The sequence below is a fragment of the Clostridium tunisiense TJ genome (assembly GCF_000300195.1).
Taxonomy (GTDB): Bacteria; Bacillota; Clostridia; order Clostridiales; family Clostridiaceae; genus Clostridium_J; species Clostridium_J tunisiense.
The window spans coordinates 102,241-123,468 of the sequence record NZ_AMQH01000011.1 but is presented as its reverse complement, the minus strand read 5'-3'; the positions used below and the strand labels follow the sequence as shown (position 1 = coordinate 123,468).

Genomic DNA, 21,228 nt, shown 5'->3' with positions numbered 1-21,228 from the left:
GAAATTCCATATAGGTGTTCCTTTAAAACATAAAAGTTGAGTTATTACTAGGAATACATTATTAAAGTCTAAACTATGTTACTTATGGCAAGATGTATTATATTTAATTTTCTCGACTTTTTATAAACTCATAAAATTCCATGAGTTGCTTTCTTTGATCCTTTGTAAGAGATGAAATATCTAGAGAAACAATTTCTTTACTAGTAAGTGTTTCTCTCTTTTTTTCATCTGTTTTTGTTATAAAGTAAGTGGAAATTGTACTAGTTAACATACTTAAAAATCCTATACCTGATAGCATAAGGATAGCTGCTATAACCCTCCCGCCTGAAGTAGTTGGACTTATATCTCCATACCCTACTGTGGTAATAGTTACAATACTCCACCAAAAGGCATCACCATAGGACTTTATTGTAGCACTAGAATCCCTTTCTAAAAAATAAATAGCGAAGGAACCTAGTATGGTTATTATACTAGCAGAACCTAAAGAATATATAAATCCATTAGTATATAAAACATCTTTAATGTTATGTATTAGGCGCAATAAATAGGTTAAGACTCTTATAAGTTTCAATAAGCTTCCATAAGGAGAGTTAGTAAAAAAGTGAAGAGGAAGTAAAGCAATTAAATCTATATAATGATTTTTAAACAAAGAACGTTTATTTCTTGAAAGAAACAATCTCACTACAAAATCAAGGACAAAAATAAAATAGATTATATTATCAGCTATGTTTAAGTATTTTAACTGTATGCCAGTGATATTTTTACTAAACTGTAGAACAACAACAAAGGTTGCCACTAATGCAAAAAATCCGATAATTATGTCATAGATAAATTCAATTCTTTCATTGCTAGTAAAATCAAGGTCTCTCATAATAAAACCATCCCCATGTTTTTTTATATTGTATGATACATAAAATATTATACTGTTTTTTATATAAAATAGAAAGGCATCAAAAAGTAATAACATTTAACTACCTTTGAACTTGACTATCTTTTTATAGAAGGTTGTTAACTTTGTGCTTCTGTAGAAGGAAATAACTTGCAATATGTCGAATAGCTAAGGAGTTACAATAATGTAGTGATATACCTATGAAAACAAGATTATATTTGGAAGCTAAGGATTTGATTTTGTTTAGTAGAAAGTGCACCATTAGTAGCTTTTTAATTAAAACTTTTGAAAGGATATCTTCTTAAAAAAATTGTTATAGTTAGCACCAGGTAAAGGACAGATTTTAATAGAAGGTGTAATCATTATGGAACATAAATTGAAAAGAAAGAAATTATATATTTTATTTACATATTTTGCATTTGTACTTTTAATTGGAGGAGCAATTAGTAGAGTAGCTTTAGCTTCTGAAAATACATCAACTTCTGTTATTATTAAAAATGGCATAGAAGAATATGATTTAACAAATAATCTTGTAATTTTACAAGATTACAAGAAGGAGCTAACTATTGACTCAATATTTTATCCTGAAACCCTTAACAAATTTAAGTCTTATAAAGATAGTAAATTGAGTGGGGAAATTTCAGATTCTGCATATTGGGGTAAGGTGGAAATTAAGAATGAAAAAGATCAAGCAGTAAATATGATTTTGGAAATAAGTAAGCCACAACTAAATAATGTGAAGTTTTATAGATTTGATGGAATCCACCTAATTGATGAAGTGGAAACTGGAAGTGACTATATATTTTCTAAAAGAGAAATGAAAAATAGAAATTTTGTATTCTCTTTGAACATGCCTCCAAAAGTAAGTGAAACAATAATATTTAGAGTAGAAGCAAAAAGTTATTTGCAATTACCAATTAAGTTGTACACAGGCCAGAGGTTTATGGAAAAAGAAGAGCACAGTAATTTGGTACTTGGTTTTTACTATGGAATAATGTTTATAATGTTCTCATACAACTTAATACTATACTTTTCTTTGAAAGATAACTCATATATTTATTATTGTTGTTTTATTTTGTCATTTTCAATTATGCAACTAATTTGGGATGGATTAGCTTTTCAATATCTTTGGCCTAATTTTGTGTCATGGAATATAAAATCAAACCCAATTTTTATAGCTTTATCTGGTATATTTTCACTTCTGTTTACAAGAAGCTTTTTAAGAGTTGGGAATGGTTCTAAAGTGTTTGATAAATTAATGAGAGGTATGCTATTTTTAGAAATAGCAGCAATAATAGTTTTTTTATTTATTCCAGTAGCAGTTGCTACTAAAATATCTGTTATTCTCATAACTATAAGTACAATTATGTGTTTTATGAGTATAGCATATGTAAAGGCAAGGGATAGAGCTGTTAATCTTTATGTCATCTCCTGGATTGCCTTATTTTTAGGCTCAATTTTAAATATCTTGGCAGCTTATAAAATACTACCATTAAATTTCATTACTTTATATTCTCCTAGAATAGGAGCTGTGATGAATATAGTGCTTTTATCACTGTCCCTAGGAGATAGGTTTAATATAATTAGACAAGAGAAGGTTATAGCAGAAAAACAAAGAGTACTTCTTGAAAGCTTACATAGTATAACTAAAACTATTACATCTACCAAGGATATAGGAATAATGTTGACCTTCTTACTTAAAAGTATATGTAAAATAACCAAATTTCAAAACGGCATGATAGTGCTGAAAGAAGAACAGGGTTATGTAGTAAAAGCTGTGCTTGGATATAAAGCTGAAGAGTTGATAAATAGACCCCTTATTAATATAAATAAAGATGCTTATTTTAAAAGGATTTTAGATGAAGACAATTTGGTTATATTAAAGGATGCAAAAATGCAGGCTTACGGATTGGACAGAAGTTTTCAATTCTTAATGGGGTTTCCTATTACCTATAATGAAGAAAATGTAGGAGTTATTGTTCTTTATAGCAATACAACTGAGGCTTTAAATGGAATTGAAAACCAAATGATTTATGATTTTACTGGGCAAGTAGGTATAGCTATTCAAAATGCTAGATTATTTAATCAGATTGAGGAAATGGCCACAATTGACGGATTAACTGGTGCATATAGCCGAACTCACTTTATGAAATTGTGTGATGCTGCAATAGAGGAACATGGCAGTACTAATAGGATTTTATCATTGATAATGCTAGATATAGATTATTTCAAGAAAATAAATGATACTTACGGTCACTTGGCTGGAGATAAGGTTCTGAAGAAATTGGTTTCAACTATTAAAGAAGAACTTAATGAAAACTCCATAATTGGAAGATATGGAGGTGAGGAGTTCTTGATTTTACTTAAAGAAACCGATTTAGAAAAAGCTCTTGACTTAGCAGAGAAACTGAGAGTAAAAGTTGAAGGTATGCAAGTGAGGATAAGCAATGGGTGTTGTGTTAAAATTACAAGTAGCATTGGTGTTGTAAGTTATAATAAAAACTTTGAGAATATATCGCAGCTAATTGAAAAAGCAGATGAGGCTCTATACATTTCAAAAGAAAATGGTAGAAACCAGGTAAGAGCGGTACTGGCTATGAATTATTAATATTAATTATATCTATTAATATAGAAGTGAGTTAAGTACTGTCATATTACTTTTAAGGAGTGAGTTATATGAAAGTATCAAGAGAATGTATTCACTGCCTTGCTAGACAAGCTGTTGAAATAGCTGAAGAAGCTACAAGCAATCTAGCAATTCAGGAAGAAATAATAAAAAGGTCATTGAAAGAATTAGGCGAAATGGACTTTAATGAAACTGCGCCAGAAATAGCTTTTAGGATGCATCAACATGCGAAAAACATTACTGGTATTTATGATCCCTATGAAAGGCTGAAAGAACAGTACAATGAAATTGCTAAAGAAATTTATGATAGAATTAATGAAGAAAAGTGGTTAGAGAATGCGGAGGATCCTTTTGACATGGCTTGTAGGCTAGCCATTGCTGGGAATATCATAGATTTCTCCGTTGGGTTAAAGCTTAAACCATCAGATATACTTAAATCTGTTGAGGATAGCATTAACCATGATATTTTTGGAAGAGGAACAACTGCTTTTAGAAAAGCTATAGAAAAGTCAAAAAAGATTATGTATATTGCTGATAACTCAGGAGAGATTATATTTGATAAATTTTTATTAAAAAAGCTTCCAATGGAGAAGGTTACGTATGTAGTGAAAGGTGGCCCCATAGTTAATGATGCAACTATGAAAGATGCAATAAGTACTGGTGTTGTAGACTTGGTAAAAGTAATTGATAATGGACATTCAGCTCAAGGAACTATATTAAAAGATTGCTCAAGTGAATTTATTAATGAATTTAATGAAGCAGACCTTATTATAAGTAAGGGACAAGCAAATTTTGAAACTTTGAGTGACTTTAAGGGTAAAAATATATTTTATCTGCTTAGAGCTAAATGCTCTTCAGTGGCAACTTCCTTAGGATGCAAACAAATGGATTATGTCCTTACTAATTATAATTGTAAATAGTATTATAGATTTTTGTATTAAAAGAACCATGGGTAAATCTAAAATGCACCCTATCGGATAGACACTTGAAAAAAGTCTACCCGGTAGGGTATTTTATATTAAATAGAGTAAATAAAGAAATGGGTGGGTTTATTACTAAGATAAAATAGATATTGGGAAATACAAGTCACATTCACAGTATTGTTTATTACATTTTGCATAGTTTATATACTCAAATCTAAATTTCTCTCTTAAATCAAACTGAATTGTTGGCATCCAAGTATTAAACACATAAGCAAAGATGTGGGATAATTTGTTTGAGTTTATTTCTTCAGGACGGTGAAGTCCCATGTAAGTAAAAACACCATATTTGTGTGGAACTACATTCTTGACCCTCATATCTTCAGGTATAATGCTATTTTCGCTTATTTGAATAGAAGGCTGGTAGAGAGTGTGGGTAAGTATGTTATTTTGTATTGTGGTAAAACCAATATACACATCTTTTTCTAAGGGGTTGAACACCCTTAGTCTATGATTATAGAAAAAATCTAAACCGTATTTATTAGCTATTTCATTCTTTAAGTTTTCTTCAACACTTACCTCATATTCAAGCCCTGCAATTGAAAAGCCAGGAGATACTACAATTGACTGAAAAAAAACAAGGCCCTCTCCACAGCAGTTCATAAAATCAGCGTTAAATTTATCTAAAATATTCAAAGGGAAAGGGTTTTTACGCCATTTTGCAGGAGTAATATTAAATTCTTCCTTGAAAACTCTGTTATAGGTTCTTTCGCAGCCAAAAGAGTACTTTGAAGAGATGAATTCGATACTATTTTGATAATGCAATAAATCACTTAAAGATAATGCGATTCTTCTTCTTCGGACATACTCCATCAATCCTGTAGAAGTAGCACCTTTCCAAATTCTAAGTAAATGAAATTTTGATATGTTTACATTTTCTGATATGTTATCAAGGTTTAAAGGTTCTAAAATGTTTAGCTCTATATATTCAGTTGTGTTTTTAATTATTTCTAATAAATAGTTATCCATATTTCTACACTCCAGCAATTTTTGTCCTGTATTGATAAAAATATACAAGTATAATTATACCATAAGCAAAAGAATGAGAACAATTATTCCTTTATTAACTAGAAGAAAGGATTTGAGAATATGGAAGAATTATTACAGAAAGAGTTAAAGGAGCGCTATAATGCAGCGGTGAATAGCTTTGTTAGTAAAGTTAAAAAGGACCCTAATGTTATAGCAGTTATTGTATGTGGCAGTGTAGCCTATGATGTTGTATGGGAAAAAAGCGATATAGATATGACGGTGGTTCTTCGAGACCAAACTCTTAATAATACCTCTTATTGTATTGTGGAAGATGGCATAACCATTAATGTTGATCTTGTATTAAGAAGTGGTTTTGTAAGATGGATGGGAAAAAGTATTGGAGGTTCCTTTTCTCAGTCATACCTAGCCAAGGGCAAAATTGTTTATACCACAGATGATAGTTTATATGAATGTTTTGAGGATATGAAAAAGATAGGCAGCGATGACATTGCCTTAACAGTATTTTATAATGCCTGTGAACTTGTAGGTATATATGATAAGTGCCAAAAGTGGCTGTATGCAAGGAAAGACCTTTTATATGCACAGTATTATCTATTAAAGGCAGCAGAAGTTATTGCAAGGATAGAGCTTTGCATAAATGAAGAACCCATCTCTCGTGAATCTATTCAAAAGGCTTTTAAGTTAAATCCAGAGGTGATTACTCCTTTTTACCAGGAGCCCATGTCCCATCACTTTAGTGAAGAAGAAGTTTCAAGGGCTATAGAGACTCTTGATAGTTATTTAGAAAATCGTCTTGATATTATTAAAAAACCTGTAATTGAATTTATGGCAGATGAACAAATAAAAACTAGTACTCTTATTTCTAAGCACTTTCATATGGAAGGACATTTTGTTATTTCTATATTTGAATATCTAGCTGATAAAGGTGTTATTGAAAAGGTATCGCAAACAATTCGAATAACCCCTAAAGGTAAGATGGCAGTAGAAGAACTAGGTTTTTTATATATTCCATAAGTAGATTTTAATTACTATGTTTAGGTGTTAACAACATTTTGAAAGCTTCAAGTCAGTGTTCTTCTATGATTACCAGGTGATTAGCCTAGATAAATTTCATTGATAGAAGTCCAAATTTCCGTTTAATGTTGTTAAGCAAAGCGAGGTTATTCATTATTTAAAGAAGAGGGGAGCGAAATATATGTCTATTAGAACAAATATTGAGATTTCAGGAGCTAAGCAAAATAACCTGAAGAATATATCTGTTGAGATTCCTAGGGATAAACTTACTGTTATCACTGGTGTATCTGGTTCAGGAAAATCCTCCTTGGCCTTTGATGTTATTTATGGAGAAGGGCAGAGAAGGTTTCTTGACTCCATATCAACATTTGCTAAGAGTAGGATTAGTCAGCTAAAAAAAGCTAATGTAGATTATGTTAGAGGATTATCTCCTGTTATAGCTATTGAACAGAAGAAAGGGAACAACAACCCTAGATCAACTGTAGGCACTGTTACAGACATCAATGATTATATGAGACTTTTATTTTCAACTGCAGGAATAGGAAGGTGCCCAGAGTGTGGAGAACCACTTAAACAATTGTCTGCAGCTCAAATTGCTGAAAGAATTACCACACTACCTGAAGGTGCAGTCGTAGAACTACGTGCACCAGTATATAAGATGTTTGGCGAAGACTATGAATACATCTTTCATATATTAAGAGAAAAAGGATATAAAAATTTACTGGTTGATGGAAAGCATTTCTCTTTAGCAGAAAAAGAAGAGCTAGATGAGAGTAAGGATTATAAAATTGAACTAATAATTGACAAGTTTACTTTAAAGAAGGATACCTATATTCAGCTTACAAAATCTATTGAAGCAGCTATGGTTTCCTTAGATGAAGATATTATGATAAAGGTAGAAGTTATAGGAGGCGTAGAACCTTCCTTTTATGCTAATTTTGGATGCAAGGAGCATCATTACTTTCTTTGTGAAATGCAACCCTTTCATTTCTCTTTTAATTCGCCTGCAAGTTCTTGTCATACTTGCTTAGGAGTAGGGATGTCCTATGTTGTAGAGCCGAGATTTTTAATTGTGGCACCAGAAAAAAGCATTATGAAGGGGGCACTAAAAAATTCAGTGTTTAATCCTTCTGGAAAGGATAGCTACAAGACTGTGATAATGTACAGTCTATCTCAGAAATATGACTTTAGTCTTGATACTCCCTTCAGGGATCTTCCAAAACATATTCATGAACTCCTGTTTTATGGAACAAAGGGAGAAACTGTAGAAATGTTGCAACCCCCATTTTCTCAGAAAAAGAATTGGTTAATTGGTAAAGCAAGGCCTTTCAAGGGGTTCGTACATGAGTTAGAAAGCTGGTACAGGTATTACATAAGGAAAACCTCTACAACAGAAACCTTTGAACCAACCTTTATAAAAGATTGTATGATAGAAAAGATATGTCCTGAATGTCACGGCGCTAGACTAAAAACTCAAAGACTTCAGATTATCGTTGGTGGAAAAAATATAGATCAGTTAAGTAGAATGCAGTTGCCAGAACTATTAGACTTTTTAAACACTCTAACCTTTCATCAGGATATTAGGGAAGTAGCTAACACAATTGTCCGTGAAATAAGCTCCAGATTAAAGTTGTTAGTAGACATAGGGCTTCATTATATAAACCTTGGAAGAAGAAGTGATAGTATTTCTGGTGGTGAGATGCAGAGAATTAAAATGTCCACACAAATTAGCAGCGAGCTTATGGGGATGCTTTATGTAATGGATGAACCAAGTATCGGGCTTCATCCACGTGATTCTATGAAGGTTATAGATACAATGAAGAAACTTAGGGATATAGGGAATACCGTCATTGTTGTAGAGCATGATGTAGATACTATTAAGAGTGCGGATCATATCATTGAAATTGGTCCTGGACCTGGGGTTCATGGGGGTAATATAGTTGCAGTTGGTACTCTTGAAGATATAATCAGTGAACCCAAGTCAATAACAGGAAGGTATCTATCTGGTAAGGCTGAGATAGCTGTACCCAAGAGGAGAAGAATGCTTGGAGATGATTTTTTATCCATACAAGGTGCAAGAGAAAATAATTTAAAAAATGTGGATATTGATATACCACTGGGAGTGTTTATTTGTGTAACAGGCGTATCTGGCTCAGGTAAGAGTTCACTGATTAATGAGATACTTTATAAGCAGCTTAAGGTTAATAAAACAGGAGCGAGGATTGTTTCTGGAGAACATGATTTTGTTTTTGGAGCTGAACTTTTAAACAATGTAATAAATATTGATCAAAGTCCCATTGGTAGAAATAGTAAGTCTAATCCAGCAACTTATATAGGCCTTTATGATAAAATACGTAAGATTTTTGCACAGCAACCTGAGGCTATTGCAAGAGGGTATAAAGAGATAGACTTTAGTTTAACCCATGCCAATGGAACAAGATGTGAGCATTGTGCTGGAGACGGAATAATGGTGACAAACCTTCAGTTCATGGCAGACATTGAAACTGTTTGTCCAGTGTGTAAGGGAATGCGTTTTTCAGATGAAGGGCTTGAAATTAAATATATGGGAAAAACCATAGCAGATGTATTAGAAATGACAGTTGAAGAGGCTCTTAGCTTCTTTAGTGATAATAGATATTTAAAACATAAACTAGAAATTGTAAATGAACTTGGGCTTGGTTACATGAGACTTGGACAAAGTTCAACAACACTATCTGGTGGGGAAGCTCAAAGAGTTAAGCTTGCTTACGAGCTTTCAAAAATAAAGCGAGGGGCACAGAACCTTTATATATTAGATGAGCCAACTACAGGACTTCATCTTTCAGATATTCAAAAGTTAATAGATTGTTTAGGAAGACTTGTTGACCAGGGACATACAGTCCTTGTAATTGAGCATCATTTGGACGTGATAAAATCAGCAGACTATATCATTGACATGGGGCCTGAAGGTGGTAGTGGTGGAGGATGTGTTGTTGCTGAGGGAACTCCAGAACAAGTGTCAAAGATGAAGGGCTCTTATACAGGGGAATTTCTAAAGAGTGTACTTTAACAATATTTTGGAAGCTTCAGGTCTATCAGCTTATACAAGTGGAAATTGCTCAGTCTAGGCAAATAACTTTGGTGGCAATCTAAATATGCTTCCAAAGTTATTAGACCTAAGCAGCTTGCTGCGAATATAATTAAGTATATCTAAATCATAGGTATTTAATTAGCTTAAGTTTAATTTAGTATAAAAAGTGCTACAGGAGGATATTATGGAGATTATAAGTGTAACAGAAAATAACATTGACAAAGAACATATATGTTGTGTAGTCTCTGATAAAAAAGGGGAAAATTGTGTTGCGTCTAAGAAAGCTTGGATGAAAGAACAGTTAAACAATGGGTTGGTTTTCAAGAAGCTAAATGTAAGGGGTAAAGTTTTTATTGAATATATACCCGCTGAAAATGCTTGGTACCCTTTTGAAGCAAATGGGTATATGGTTATAAATTGTTTTTGGGTGTCTGGGCAGTATAAAGGAAAAGGTATTTCAAATTTACTTTTAGATGAGTGCATCAAAGATAGCAAGGAAAAAGGTAAAAGAGGCATAGTTGTTTTATCATCTAAAACTAAAATGCCATTTTTGAGTGAGGGAAAATATCTAAAATATAAGGGCTTCAAAGTGGCAGATACTGCGACTCCCTACTATGAACTTTTATACTTTCCATTCAATGAGGGTGAGATTATACCTAAATTTAAGGACTGTGCTAAAGAAGGTAAAATAGAAGAAAAAGAGTTAACTTTATACTATACTAATCAATGCCCCTACACAGAAAAATATGTGAGTAAAATAAAAGAAATAGCAGAGAACAGAGAATTAGAGTTAAAGGTGGAAAAGTACACATGCAAAGAACAGGCTCAAAATGCTCCATCGCCATTTACAACATATAGTTTGTTCTTTAATGGCAATTTTGTAACCAATGAAATTCTTACTGAAAAGAAGTTCACTAAATTTCTTGATGAAAATAATTTATAGTTTATAGATTTTATAGTAATAAAACCCTGGACAACTAAGTCCAGGGTTTTTAACGTTCAATTTAAAAAAGCATAAAAATATCATTGACTCAAAATAAGGAGAATGATACTATTATATAATAGCATAATGGCATTAAAGCAAACCTATACATAATAACTATAACACATACAAATACAAATGTCAATAGAAGGTCTTGAAATTTAGGAGGTTAATTTGTGAAAAATTATTTTATGGTTATTCCAAATTCTATAGCAGTTAATCAAATACTTTCTGAAATAGAGCAAATTAACGAAGAGACTTTAGAATATGGATTAAAACTTTCTGAGCAAGATGTAAAAGCAATTGTGGAAACAAGAAATCATTCCTTAAGCTCAACGGGTAGAGTTGAATTTGGAGGAGGAATAATCACAAAAGTTATATCAACCTTTTGTGATTCACCTTATATTTTACAATCAAACTATGTAGAAATAATTAATGAACTCATAGAAAACTTTTATTATTTTAAAAATGAAACCTTGGAAAAAATAAGTGATGATGAATTAATTGAATTTATGAAGGAGTATTTTGATAATAAATGCCAAGGGGATTTAGATTTACTTAGATATAGGTACTTAGATAAAGTAGCCCATAATGTGAAGTATGGAGTGAAGGATTACTTAAATGTAGATGATTATATGGATGGTGATGGGGATGAGGAGGTAGAGGAAGAGTGGTGATGAAAAAACGTATTATTAACAAAGAGGATATTATAGAAGGATTAATAAGCAAAGAGCATTATTTCCAATCGCTGTTGCAAGCTGCCTATTCCAATGGATTGTTAGATTTCAGTGATATTCAAAAGATTCAACTCCAATTATTAAGTGTTATGACGGAAATTGTTGATTATTTTACAAAAGGCACAAGTTCTTCTGTTAGAGAGGAAGTAGCAGAGCAACTTATTTTATCTATTTACTACACCTTAGGACTATCTTTAAAAAATCAGAAAAGCATAAAAGAAAGTATAGATTTAATAAAGAATAAAGATATGAAATTGTTGTTTGCTGAAGGAGAGAAAGTACTACAAGAAAAAGTGGATAAGTGCAAGGGATTACTTGAAATTATAAATAAAACTAAAATAAGAACTGAAAACTATGCTTATATTGACACCATTGATTATGGAGTACCACTATTCTTTGAAAAGTATGATAGAAGATTTGCAAGTCATGAAACTCCAGGTTCTATAGATTACCCCTTAGCTATTGAGGAAATACATTTAGTTGGAATTGAATATATAGAAGATTATTTAAATAAGTTAGTTCTTGAAAATAAATTCTGTGAATACTTTGATGTTTTAGAGATTGAAGCTTTACTAGAAGGCTTTTGCAATAACTCAAAGCATATGCTGATAAATATTTTCAAGCTAGTTCTTACTAACTACTTAGGATGCATTTTAGTTGGGAATAAGGGGAACACCTTAGATATAACTATGTGGAATAGAGAATATCTGAAGAGTATTATTGAAGATCTATCTACAATAGAACTAGAAAGACTATTTTCGGATGCAGTAGAAAAGCTTTGTCATGAATTTTTTATTAAGGATAAAAAACTCATTGAGTATATAAATAAGGTGATCTCTGAAGTCATACCAGAAGTAAGAAAAAATATGGAGAATAATACCCTAGATAGGGTATTTATTACCTTAAGTAAAAAAAGTGAAAATTTAATTAAGTATGAAGATGGTAAGATGTTAGATAATAGTAAGTTTAGAGAGATAACTGAAGAAATTAGAGCTTGTAGTAACACAGAAGCTAAAACAAGGCTTATTAGAGAAGAAATTCATAGCTTAGAGGATTTATTAGATGTGCTGGGAGCAGATTGTATATTTGAGGATGAATATATAGATATTTTTAAAGCACTAGATACTTTTGAGATGGCCTTAATTGCAAAAAATATTTATAATGACGAAGAATTTAAGACTGATTACATGATAGAAAATGAAAAGGAATGGAAGATAAAATTTAAAGAGTATTTTGAGGGATTGAAAGCTGTAGAACGAGAAAATATAGTAGCTTTAGCTAAGAATATTGAGTTTTAGATTAGAAGAAGTAATGTGTAGACTTCATTGCAGTGTAGATCCCTAGCTAGTGAAAGGGGTTAATGAAAACATTGTATGTGAAGTTAGAAAATCACATCTTTTGGGGGATGATATTTGCGAGTGGTATATCTACGAAAAATAATTTGCCTAGAATTACAGGACATGTTTATTAAGTACTAATGTATAAATTTGAAAAATAACTAGTAAATAGATTGGTTGAAATTATGACCTACAGAATATTTTAGAATTTCACAAAAAATTAACTGAAAATCCCTGTAAATATATTGATATATTGGAAAGAAGGCTTTATAATATGGGCGAAGTGTACAGGTGCAATGATATGTGTACCGATACAAAATAGCAATTATACATTTAGGGGGATTAACATGAATACGGTACATTCAAAGGAAAATAAAATTTCAACACGATCAATAGTTTTTATAGGATTGTTTGCTGCACTTTGCTATGTAGCTCTTTACTTTAAAATTCCTATTCCATCGCCAGTAGGAAAGCCATTTTTACACATGGGTAATATGTTTGTAATTCTAGCAGCATTGCTTTTCAATGGAGTAGTTGGAGGGGCTTCAGGGTCAATAGGCATGGGCTTATTTGATATTATGAATGGTTATGGCTCAAGTGCTCCTAAAACTTTTATTCTTAAGTTTGGTATAGGGATAATTACTGGTAAGGTGGCGTCAAAGGGCAGAAAGGCTGAAGCAAAATCACCGGTAAAGTGGCTTTTTATCGCTTCTGTAGCATTTATAGTAGTAGGGGTACTTCTACTTACAACTTCTACAATCAATGGTAATGAAATTGCCGTTGTAGGTATTAAAAAGAAATTAGTTATTAATCCAGTTTTATATATTTTTTCACTTATACTCGGAATTTCTTTAGGCGCAGCAGCAATATCAGCTAAGAAATACTCGGTTGATATTCAGTACGCAATAATGGGAGCAGTGTCAGGTATAGTATTTAACTTAGTAGGAGAATTCTTATTTGGAGTATTTAATCTATTAGTTGCTGGTAGCGGTTTTTATCCAGCAGTATTAACTTCAGCAGTAAGTCTTCCTGCTACACTAATTAATGGAACCTTCTCAATAGTTGTGGCTGTAATTTTATATGTGCCACTTTCAAGAGTAGTTACGAGATCCAATATAAAAATTGAAGCCTAAAATATAATTTATCCATAAATCAGGCATCTGAAAATAAATAACAAGTCAAAGATGTGAAGTCTATTTTGTGTTCACAAGCAGGCTTGTGCAGACAAGGAAATAGGTTCCGCAGATAGTGGGGTTATCAAAGTGTTCTGTTGACGCAGTATAGCACAAAATAGACGAGCAGACTGATTTATTTATTTTTGAAGATGCCTTAAAGCTACTCAGCAGGAAAACTTCTAATAGGATTTCTGGCTGAGTAGCTTTTGTATATAACTTTAATGTGCATAAATTATGGTATAATATGTATATGTAATACCATAAAGAAAATAATGAAGGGATTAATTATGAAAGAACAAATTAAAATTTTAATAGTGGAAGATGATAACAACATTAATAAACTGGTAGCAACCCTTATGAAAAAAAGTGGATATGAGGTAGTACAAGCATTTTCTGGCACAGAGGCTATGATATATTTGCAAAGTAATAACTTTCACTTAGTGTTAATGGATTTAATGCTACCTGGAATGTCAGGAGAAGAGTTAATAAAAAATATAAGAAAAACTAAGACCATGCCAGTTATGGTGATTTCAGCAAAACTTGATAAAGAGGTAAAACTTGAACTCTTTAGGCTGGGAGCAGATGATTACATTACTAAACCTTTTGATATTGAAGAACTTTCTGCAAGAATTGAGGCAAATATTAGAAGATACATGGAATTCAGCAATCATGTTCCAGCAGCTCAAATTTTAACTTACAAGGATATAATACTGAACAAGGAAACTAAAGAAGTTAAAGTAAATGACATAACCTTGAATCTAACTGCAAGGGAATATAATATACTAGAGCTACTTTTAACATATCCTAAGAAGGTATTTAGCAAGGCAAACATCTTTGAAAGTGTATGGGAAGAGGAATATCTAAGTGATGAAAATACAGTAAATGTTCATATGAGTAATTTAAGAAATAAACTACAAAAGGCGAATCCCAAGGAAGAGTACATAGAGACTATATGGGGGATGGGTTATAAACTTAAAGGATAAACTTAAGGTTTTCTTAAGGATTCCTTTAAGTTTTTTTATATTTCACTTTATACAATAATCTCATAAGAGAAAACAAAGAGATATTATTTTGAAATAAGAAGAGTTTAAATAAAAACTTCTTAACAATAAGAAATGTTTTTATTCTTAGTTTAAGCTATTCCGTAATGGAAAAAAGAAAAATAAGATTGTTGAATTTTGGAGGAGATTATTTATGAGTGAAATTTTAAAGGTTAATAATGTTACTAAGTTTTATGGAAAGCAAAGGGTGTTAAATGGTGTTGATTTATCAATAAATCAAGGAGAAATTATTGGACTTGTTGGACCAAATGGAGCAGGGAAAACTACCTTGATGAAGATTATCACAGGACTTATTCCAAAATATCATGGCCAAGTTTTCATAGATAATAGAAATATAGAGGATAGAAAACACTTAAAAACAAAGGAAATTGGTTGCGTAATTGAAGTGCCAGGATTTTATCCAGAACTCACTGGTTATGAAAATTTACTATTCTTTGCAGAGATATCAGGTTTAAAGGATAAAAGTGAAATTAATGAAATAGTTAAAAGTTTAGGTATTGAAGATTATGTAAAGAAAAAGGTAAAGCAATATTCTTTAGGAATGAAGCAAAGACTTGGAGTCGCACAAGCGGTGCTAACCTATCCACCAGTTTTAATCCTAGATGAACCAACCAATGGATTGGACCCTGCTATAGTTCCACAGCTTAGAAAGTTTATAAAGCACATAGCAAAGGAAAAAAATACTGCGGTTCTAATCTCAAGCCACATTCTTTCAGAAATTGAACTTATGTGTGATAAGGTAGTGTTCATACAAAAGGGAGAAATTATTAAGGTAGAAAACTTGGAGCAGGAAGAAAAATCCTCATCAAAGGTAGCTTTTGTAACTAGCAAGTTAGATAAGTTAGAACAGTTCTTTAACTCTAAAAATATAAGTCATCAAGTTACATCTAAAGAGGAACTTCAAGCAAGAGTTGATACTAAAGAGCTAGAAGATTTAATATTAAGTATTAGTAAGGCTGATATACCACTTAGAAGTGTGCATGAAGTAAAAGAGTCCTTGGAAGAGAAATATTTAAAAACTATGGGGGAATAGGAAAATGGATAAGTTGGCAAAAATATCTTATTTAAATGTAAAAAATGTAGTAAAGTCTAAGGAAATGCTAATAGGGCTTATTGCAGCCTATGGTTATTCAATGCTTTGGATTCTTTTTGTCCATCCACCCAAATATGGACTTAATGAATATGGTTTTGAATTTTCAAGATTTTTATATGTGATAATATTATACGCATCAGTATCTATCTTAAGGAATGATATAAGATGGAATACAACAAAAACTATTTTTACAGGGATATATAGCAGAGTAGAAATAATGGTTTCAAAAGCAATCTCTTTAATTCTACTAGGAATTGTTTTTTATATATTTGCAGAAATAAATAATGTTTTAGCCACAGTGGTTTTATTTAATAAAATTGGGTTTTCAAGTTTTTTAACCTTTAATCATCTACAATTATTTATTTCTTATATTTCTATAACTCTTGCCATGGGAAGTCTTATGCTTTTAATAGTTTCCTTAAAATTTAATGATAAAAAATCCATATTATTTTATATTTTATTTTTAAGCATGGTGAACTTTTACACTGCTGCTATAGTTGTTTTAACAACTACCAAGCCAGAACTTGTAGAAACCTTTTCTTCATACATGAAAACACCATTTTATAATGTGGTAGCTATGTCTCAGGGGATAATTACCTTAGAAAGTGTGATAATAAATTTCTTATGGGCTGTAGGTTTTCTTATAATATCTTTCTTTGTAATTAGTAAAAGAGAAATTAAATAATCAGGGGGTGAGAAAAGTGGATAGAGCTTTAAAAGTAATAACCTTGGAGCTTAAAAGAAAAAAGTTCATAAGGGATATAATGTTTTCTTTAACTGGATTAACTGCATTATCCTTCCTTAGTTATTTTCTCATAAAAACTCTTCAAGAATCGGAGCTTTCTGTGGTTCCAATGACCTTCTTACAGTTGGCTCCATATATAATTTTGGTTATTTGTAGTTTTTCCTTAACTCAAGAGTTTACAAATAAAACAGATAAAGTTGTTTTTACAGGAATTTTTACTAGAAATGAAATAGTGTTTTCTAAGCTTATAAGTTTTTTAATAACCTCCTTAATATGCTATGTATGGTATGAACTTTTGAATTGCATTGTTGGTGGGATTAAAGCAGAGTTACTGTTAGTTAATTTAGAAACTTTTTTAATTTATGCTTTTACTTTAGGTTCTTTTATACTATTAATTTCCATTGTAAGTTCAAATTTTATTGTTACTGGAATTGTAACCTATGTACTCTATTTTGATCTGATTTTAGTACTCTTTAAGCAAGCCTTAGAATCTGACAGAAGTGAAACAGTAAAACAAATTATAGTAAATTTGCCTTTTTATATTGCAAACACAGGATTTTCTATAGGTAGCTATACTGCTAAAGAGACTATAATTATGCTTATGTGTGGAAGCTTATTTTTAACTGTAGCATGTGTTATAATTAATAGAAAAAATATGTAAAAGGATAAATTTATGGATAATAATATATTAAGGTTAACTGGTATTTCAAAAAAATATAAAAACTTAAAGGTTTTAGATAATGTTAATATGACAATAAAAAAAGGTGAAATATATGGACTCATAGGCTTAAATGGAGCTGGGAAGAGCACCTTACTTAGAATAATAACTGGACTTTCCATTGCGGAGGAAGGGACTATTGAGCTCTTTGGAGAAAGTGAGCATAATAAACTTCAATATGCAAGAAGAAGAGTTGGTGCTGTTGTAGAAGCACCAGCTCTTTATGACAATAAAACTGTATATGAAAATATGCATATTAATAGATTACAAAAAGGAATACCAGGAGATTTAGCCATTGAAAAACTACTCAAATCATTGGAATTAATAGGTGAAAAGAATAAAAAGGTAAAAACCTTATCTTTAGGTGGAAAGCAACGATTATCTATAGCAATGGCACTGCTTGGAGATCCTGAACTTATAATTTTAGATGAACCTATTAATGGACTTGACCCGATTAAAGTTATAGAACTAAGGGAACTACTTAAAAGGTTAAATAGAGAATACGGAATAACTATTCTTATTTCTAGTCATATACTAGGAGAAATTCATCATTTAGCAACTAGATTTGGAGTAATTCATAAAGGTAAAATTATAGAGGAGCTATCCCTTGAGGAACTAAACAGTAAATGTAAAAAATATGTTCATATTAAGGTAGATAATGCTGCCAGTGCAGCAGTTGTAATAAATAAGGAGCTAGGAACTTTGTGCTATAATGTTTTGCCCAATGATATTATTAACTTATATGATTATTTAGATGAAACAGAATTAGTTACAGAAGTTCTTGTTAAAGCAGGAATAAAAGTTAAGGAAATTATGCCAAGAGGAGAGGACCTAGAAGCATACTTTAGTAAGATAGTAGGGGGAGAACAGAGTGTTTAACTTACTTAAAATTGAGTTTTATAAACTAAGAAAGTCAAAGCTATTTTACTTTTTTATATTTTTATCACTGCTCCAAGCCCTTGTGATTTATTCCCTTTCCCTGAGCTTAAAAGTTAATGGGGGAAAAGATGCTTTAATGTATATGCTTTTTATGCAAAGTAGCTTAGCTTCAAATATAATTGGAGGAGTTTTTGCAGCAGATTATATAGCCACAGAATTCACCTCTGGCTATATAAAAAATTTAATATCCTATGGACACAAAAGGAGCCATATATTTTTAACTAAGTCCATAGCTTATTATTTCAGTATTCTTGCCTTTAATTTTATCCCACCTTTAGTAGTTTTCCTTATAGCAACAATAAAACGGGGCTATGGAGAGGTATTTACCTTTGGAGCTTTCTTATCTTTACTAGGAATGCTTCTGTTTACAGCTATCGCTCAGGGTGCTATAGCTAGTACTAATGTTTTGATTGCTTTTGCCACAAAAAATATGAATCTTACTATAGGGATAGTAGTAGGGATGGACTTTGCTTATAGGATTATAAGCTTTATGGCTGTTCGAAATTCTTCAATAAGGTGGATATATGAAAAGTTTGCAGTATCACAGCCCTATGTTATTGCTGCAAAACAATCAGGAATTAATGAAGTATTACAAATTCTTGCTATATCCTTATTAACTATAGCTTTGTGTATAGTTATAGGTAATCATACATTTAAGAAAGCAGATATAAAATAAGAAGATACTGAGAGGTAGAAGGACAAATGGCATATTTAGTTGTAGTCTTATTAGTGACAGTGTTTTTTCTTGGATTTAGATTGTTTTATATGGAAAGCCAAGTTAAGAGCTTAACAAATCAGCTTGCACATATTAATGAAACAAAAACAAATAAAAGAATTACCATAGGACTTTTAAACAAAAGTATAGAAAAGTTAGCAGAGAAAATCAATGAAACTATAGAAATAAAGCTACAAAGTGAAGCTAATAGGGTAAAAGTTGAAAATGATTTAAGGCAAACTATTGCCAATATGTCTCATGATTTAAGGACTCCTTTAACATCAATTATTGGGTATATTCAATTTTTAAAGTTAGAGGATATTAGTGATGAAGAAAAAGCTGAATACCTAGAAGTTGCTGAGCATAGGGCAAAGTCCTTGGAGATTTTACTTAATGATTTTTATGAACTATCTTTAATTGATTCCTTAGATTATGAGTTAAACATGGAAAAATTAAATATAAATAAAGTACTAGAGCAGGTTGTTTTAGATAGATATGCAGATTTTATGGGGAGAAATATTAACCCAAGTATAAATATACCAAGTGAAAACTTGTATATCATAGGAGAGAAGAAATCTGTAGAACGGATAATTGATAACCTGCTAAGCAATGCAATAAAATATGCAAAGGATGTTATAGACATTTCTCTTCAGGTTGAAAAAAATAATATGATACTTAAAATTAGTAACACTTTTACAAATTTGACCCAACAGGATGTGGAAAATATCTTTGATAGATTTTACATGGCTGACAAGACACGGTCAGGAAAAGGAACAGGTCTTGGACTTGCTATAGCTAAGGGTTTAGTAGAAAAAATGGGTGGGAGTATAAACTGCCATATTGAGGGAAATATGTTTAATATTTATTGTGAATTTAGACTTATTAACAGTTAATTTAGGTTTTAAATTCTACAAGTTTCATAAGTTATAGGCTTTCTTGGTGAAGTTTTAATTTATTCATCATGAATGAAATTCATGTCCCAAAAGCCTTAAGGGAACCAGTGTAGGACTCATGTACAAGTTAAGTTTTAACTCTGGTTCCCTATAAATCTAAGCTAAGCGTCCAATAAAATAGTAATCAAGAGTACTAAATAATTATAATAAGGGTTAAATTCTAGCTTGTAGAATTTAACCCTTAAATTTTTAAGAAACCTTTATTAGAAAGATGTAAGGAAAGCATTAAAGCCTAACCTCTTAATTTAGCTAAGAAGTACAGCGATTTCTATACAATATTCCAGTAATTAAATAACCTAAGAATAATCCATTAATTAAAGTAACTACAAGGCGACCAATGCCAAAATAACCTTGAAAAAATATTGAAAATAGGAAACTAGCCCCTAATATAACTCCTTGAATTAATAAAATAGAAATCCATAGGTTAAATTTGTTTATAGATAAATTTATTGTGCTAGAATTTTTATCTCTAATACTAAAAATGAAAATAAATAATATGAAAAATCCTATGACACTACTGCCATGTTGAAGCAGTTTATATATTGGAACCTTATAATGAAATAAGGCTATCTTGTTTCTGAGAAAAGTTATATGATTTACAAAAAATCCTGAGCTATGGGTAAATCCATCCCAAAACACATGAGTTAGCATCCCAATTATACAAGAGTAGGTAAAGACCACAAAGGATTTTATGCTATTAATTTTATTTTTTCTATTTTTTAGATATACATAATACTTTGACATTGAACCAGGTAAAGTCAAAAATAAAATATCTTGGATGTAGTTGTAGAATAAGAAATTTAGCAAAAAGCAAAGAGGTAAGTTTAAAAATAAAAATCCCCAAAGGGTATGTCCTGTATTACTGCTAGGACTAAAGAGTATAAAGTAGATAAAATCAGGGGCCATGGAACCTAAAATTAAGCCACCTAAGTTTAATAACTTATTTTGTGAAAATATTACAGCTGCTGGATGAGATAATGTAAAAGGCATATTGTCCTCCTTAAAAGTATTTTTGAAATTATAACTCTTATAATTTGAAGAAGATGCAAAACAACTTCTTTCAACGAATTATATATTGATGAAGGTGTTTGACAATATATGGGTTAATAAAGACTATTAGTATTATAACATATAATGAATTTTGGGACACTAATACTATCTATAAATGAAACCATATTCTATTTAAGGTTTGTTTAAGGTTGCC

18 protein-coding genes are annotated in these 21,228 nt (G+C 31.1%); 15 read left to right on the top strand and 3 right to left on the bottom strand.

The window, feature by feature from the left end:
* Positions 1-103: 103 nt before the first annotated feature.
* Positions 104-871, bottom strand: a complete 768-nt coding sequence (locus C661_RS0110590) for a potassium channel family protein (RefSeq protein WP_026051013.1) — start codon at positions 869-871, stop codon at positions 104-106.
* Between the two features lie 382 nt (positions 872-1,253).
* On the opposite strand from C661_RS0110590, the gene C661_RS0110585 reads away from it, so the two are divergent.
* Positions 1,254-3,497, top strand: a complete 2,244-nt coding sequence (locus tag C661_RS0110585; protein ID WP_017415286.1) for a diguanylate cyclase — start codon at positions 1,254-1,256, stop codon at positions 3,495-3,497.
* Positions 3,498-3,565: 68 nt separating this feature from the next.
* The gene (locus tag C661_RS0110580; protein WP_017415285.1) at positions 3,566-4,435 is read left to right on the top strand and encodes a damage-control phosphatase ARMT1 family protein; all 870 of its coding nucleotides are present in this window, start codon (positions 3,566-3,568) and stop codon (positions 4,433-4,435) included.
* A gap of 135 nt (positions 4,436-4,570) precedes the next feature.
* Here C661_RS0110580 and C661_RS0110575 read toward each other — a convergent pair whose 3' ends face one another.
* Positions 4,571-5,464 (bottom strand): helix-turn-helix domain-containing protein, encoded by an 894-nt coding sequence (locus tag C661_RS0110575; RefSeq protein ID WP_017415284.1) that lies wholly within the window; start codon positions 5,462-5,464, stop codon positions 4,571-4,573.
* A gap of 120 nt (positions 5,465-5,584) precedes the next feature.
* Between C661_RS0110575 and C661_RS0110570 the strand changes: the two genes are divergently transcribed.
* The 13 genes from C661_RS0110570 (at position 5,585) to C661_RS0110510 (ending at position 19,964) form a co-directional block, all read left to right on the top strand.
* Entirely contained in the window at positions 5,585-6,499 is a 915-nt protein-coding gene (locus tag C661_RS0110570) for a nucleotidyltransferase domain-containing protein (protein WP_017415283.1), read from the top strand.
* Positions 6,500-6,680: 181 nt separating this feature from the next.
* Positions 6,681-9,548 (top strand): excinuclease ABC subunit UvrA, encoded by a 2,868-nt coding sequence (gene uvrA / locus C661_RS0110565; RefSeq protein ID WP_017415282.1) that lies wholly within the window; start codon positions 6,681-6,683, stop codon positions 9,546-9,548.
* Positions 9,549-9,753: 205 nt separating this feature from the next.
* A complete protein-coding gene (locus tag C661_RS0110560; RefSeq protein ID WP_017415281.1) occupies positions 9,754-10,512 on the top strand; it encodes an N-acetyltransferase in 759 nt (252 codons plus the stop codon).
* A 215-nt stretch (positions 10,513-10,727) separates the two neighbouring features.
* Entirely contained in the window at positions 10,728-11,228 is a 501-nt protein-coding gene (locus C661_RS0110555; RefSeq protein WP_017415280.1) for a DUF6323 family protein, read from the top strand.
* Positions 11,228-12,586, top strand: coding sequence for a DUF6179 domain-containing protein (locus C661_RS0110550; RefSeq protein WP_017415279.1), 1,359 nt, complete (start codon positions 11,228-11,230; stop codon positions 12,584-12,586). Before C661_RS0110555 ends, C661_RS0110550 begins: the two co-directional genes overlap by 1 nt.
* Positions 12,587-12,972: 386 nt before the next feature.
* Positions 12,973-13,758, top strand: a complete 786-nt coding sequence (locus C661_RS22750; protein ID WP_017415278.1) for an ECF transporter S component — start codon at positions 12,973-12,975, stop codon at positions 13,756-13,758.
* A gap of 329 nt (positions 13,759-14,087) precedes the next feature.
* Positions 14,088-14,783 (top strand): response regulator transcription factor, encoded by a 696-nt coding sequence (locus C661_RS0110540; protein ID WP_017415277.1) that lies wholly within the window; start codon positions 14,088-14,090, stop codon positions 14,781-14,783.
* Between the two features lie 211 nt (positions 14,784-14,994).
* On the top strand, positions 14,995-15,894 hold the full coding sequence (locus C661_RS0110535; protein ID WP_017415276.1) for an ABC transporter ATP-binding protein: 900 nt from the start codon (positions 14,995-14,997) through the stop codon (positions 15,892-15,894).
* Positions 15,895-15,898: 4 nt separating this feature from the next.
* On the top strand, positions 15,899-16,639 hold the full coding sequence (locus tag C661_RS0110530) for an ABC transporter permease (RefSeq protein ID WP_017415275.1): 741 nt from the start codon (positions 15,899-15,901) through the stop codon (positions 16,637-16,639).
* 16 nt (positions 16,640-16,655) lie between these two features.
* Positions 16,656-17,360, top strand: a complete 705-nt coding sequence (locus C661_RS0110525; protein ID WP_017415274.1) for an ABC transporter permease — start codon at positions 16,656-16,658, stop codon at positions 17,358-17,360.
* A 12-nt stretch (positions 17,361-17,372) separates the two neighbouring features.
* Positions 17,373-18,296, top strand: a complete 924-nt coding sequence (locus tag C661_RS0110520; RefSeq protein ID WP_017415273.1) for an ABC transporter ATP-binding protein — start codon at positions 17,373-17,375, stop codon at positions 18,294-18,296.
* Positions 18,289-19,032, top strand: coding sequence for an ABC transporter permease (locus C661_RS0110515; protein ID WP_017415272.1), 744 nt, complete (start codon positions 18,289-18,291; stop codon positions 19,030-19,032). The genes C661_RS0110520 and C661_RS0110515 overlap by 8 nt, the downstream gene beginning before the upstream one ends.
* Positions 19,033-19,058: 26 nt before the next feature.
* Positions 19,059-19,964, top strand: coding sequence for a sensor histidine kinase (locus C661_RS0110510; protein ID WP_017415271.1), 906 nt, complete (start codon positions 19,059-19,061; stop codon positions 19,962-19,964).
* A 309-nt stretch (positions 19,965-20,273) separates the two neighbouring features.
* On the opposite strand, the gene C661_RS0110505 is transcribed toward C661_RS0110510, so the two are convergent.
* Positions 20,274-21,014: a DUF4184 family protein gene (locus C661_RS0110505; RefSeq protein ID WP_017415270.1), complete on the bottom strand. Its 741-nt coding sequence runs from the start codon at positions 21,012-21,014 to the stop codon at positions 20,274-20,276.
* Positions 21,015-21,228 lie beyond the last annotated feature (214 nt).

Coding starts and splice junctions, on each gene's coding strand:
- C661_RS0110590 (WP_026051013.1), bottom strand. CDS start 871: ATGAGAGACCTTGATTTTACTAGCAATGAAAGAATTGAATTTATCTAT.
- C661_RS0110585 (WP_017415286.1), top strand. CDS start 1,254: ATGGAACATAAATTGAAAAGAAAGAAATTATATATTTTATTTACATAT.
- C661_RS0110580 (WP_017415285.1), top strand. CDS start 3,566: ATGAAAGTATCAAGAGAATGTATTCACTGCCTTGCTAGACAAGCTGTT.
- C661_RS0110575 (WP_017415284.1), bottom strand. CDS start 5,464: ATGGATAACTATTTATTAGAAATAATTAAAAACACAACTGAATATATA.
- C661_RS0110570 (WP_017415283.1), top strand. CDS start 5,585: ATGGAAGAATTATTACAGAAAGAGTTAAAGGAGCGCTATAATGCAGCG.
- uvrA (WP_017415282.1), top strand. CDS start 6,681: ATGTCTATTAGAACAAATATTGAGATTTCAGGAGCTAAGCAAAATAAC.
- C661_RS0110560 (WP_017415281.1), top strand. CDS start 9,754: ATGGAGATTATAAGTGTAACAGAAAATAACATTGACAAAGAACATATA.
- C661_RS0110550 (WP_017415279.1), top strand. CDS start 11,228: ATGAAAAAACGTATTATTAACAAAGAGGATATTATAGAAGGATTAATA.
- C661_RS22750 (WP_017415278.1), top strand. CDS start 12,973: ATGAATACGGTACATTCAAAGGAAAATAAAATTTCAACACGATCAATA.
- C661_RS0110540 (WP_017415277.1), top strand. CDS start 14,088: ATGAAAGAACAAATTAAAATTTTAATAGTGGAAGATGATAACAACATT.
- C661_RS0110535 (WP_017415276.1), top strand. CDS start 14,995: ATGAGTGAAATTTTAAAGGTTAATAATGTTACTAAGTTTTATGGAAAG.
- C661_RS0110530 (WP_017415275.1), top strand. CDS start 15,899: ATGGATAAGTTGGCAAAAATATCTTATTTAAATGTAAAAAATGTAGTA.
- C661_RS0110520 (WP_017415273.1), top strand. CDS start 17,373: ATGGATAATAATATATTAAGGTTAACTGGTATTTCAAAAAAATATAAA.
- C661_RS0110510 (WP_017415271.1), top strand. CDS start 19,059: ATGGCATATTTAGTTGTAGTCTTATTAGTGACAGTGTTTTTTCTTGGA.
- C661_RS0110505 (WP_017415270.1), bottom strand. CDS start 21,014: ATGCCTTTTACATTATCTCATCCAGCAGCTGTAATATTTTCACAAAAT.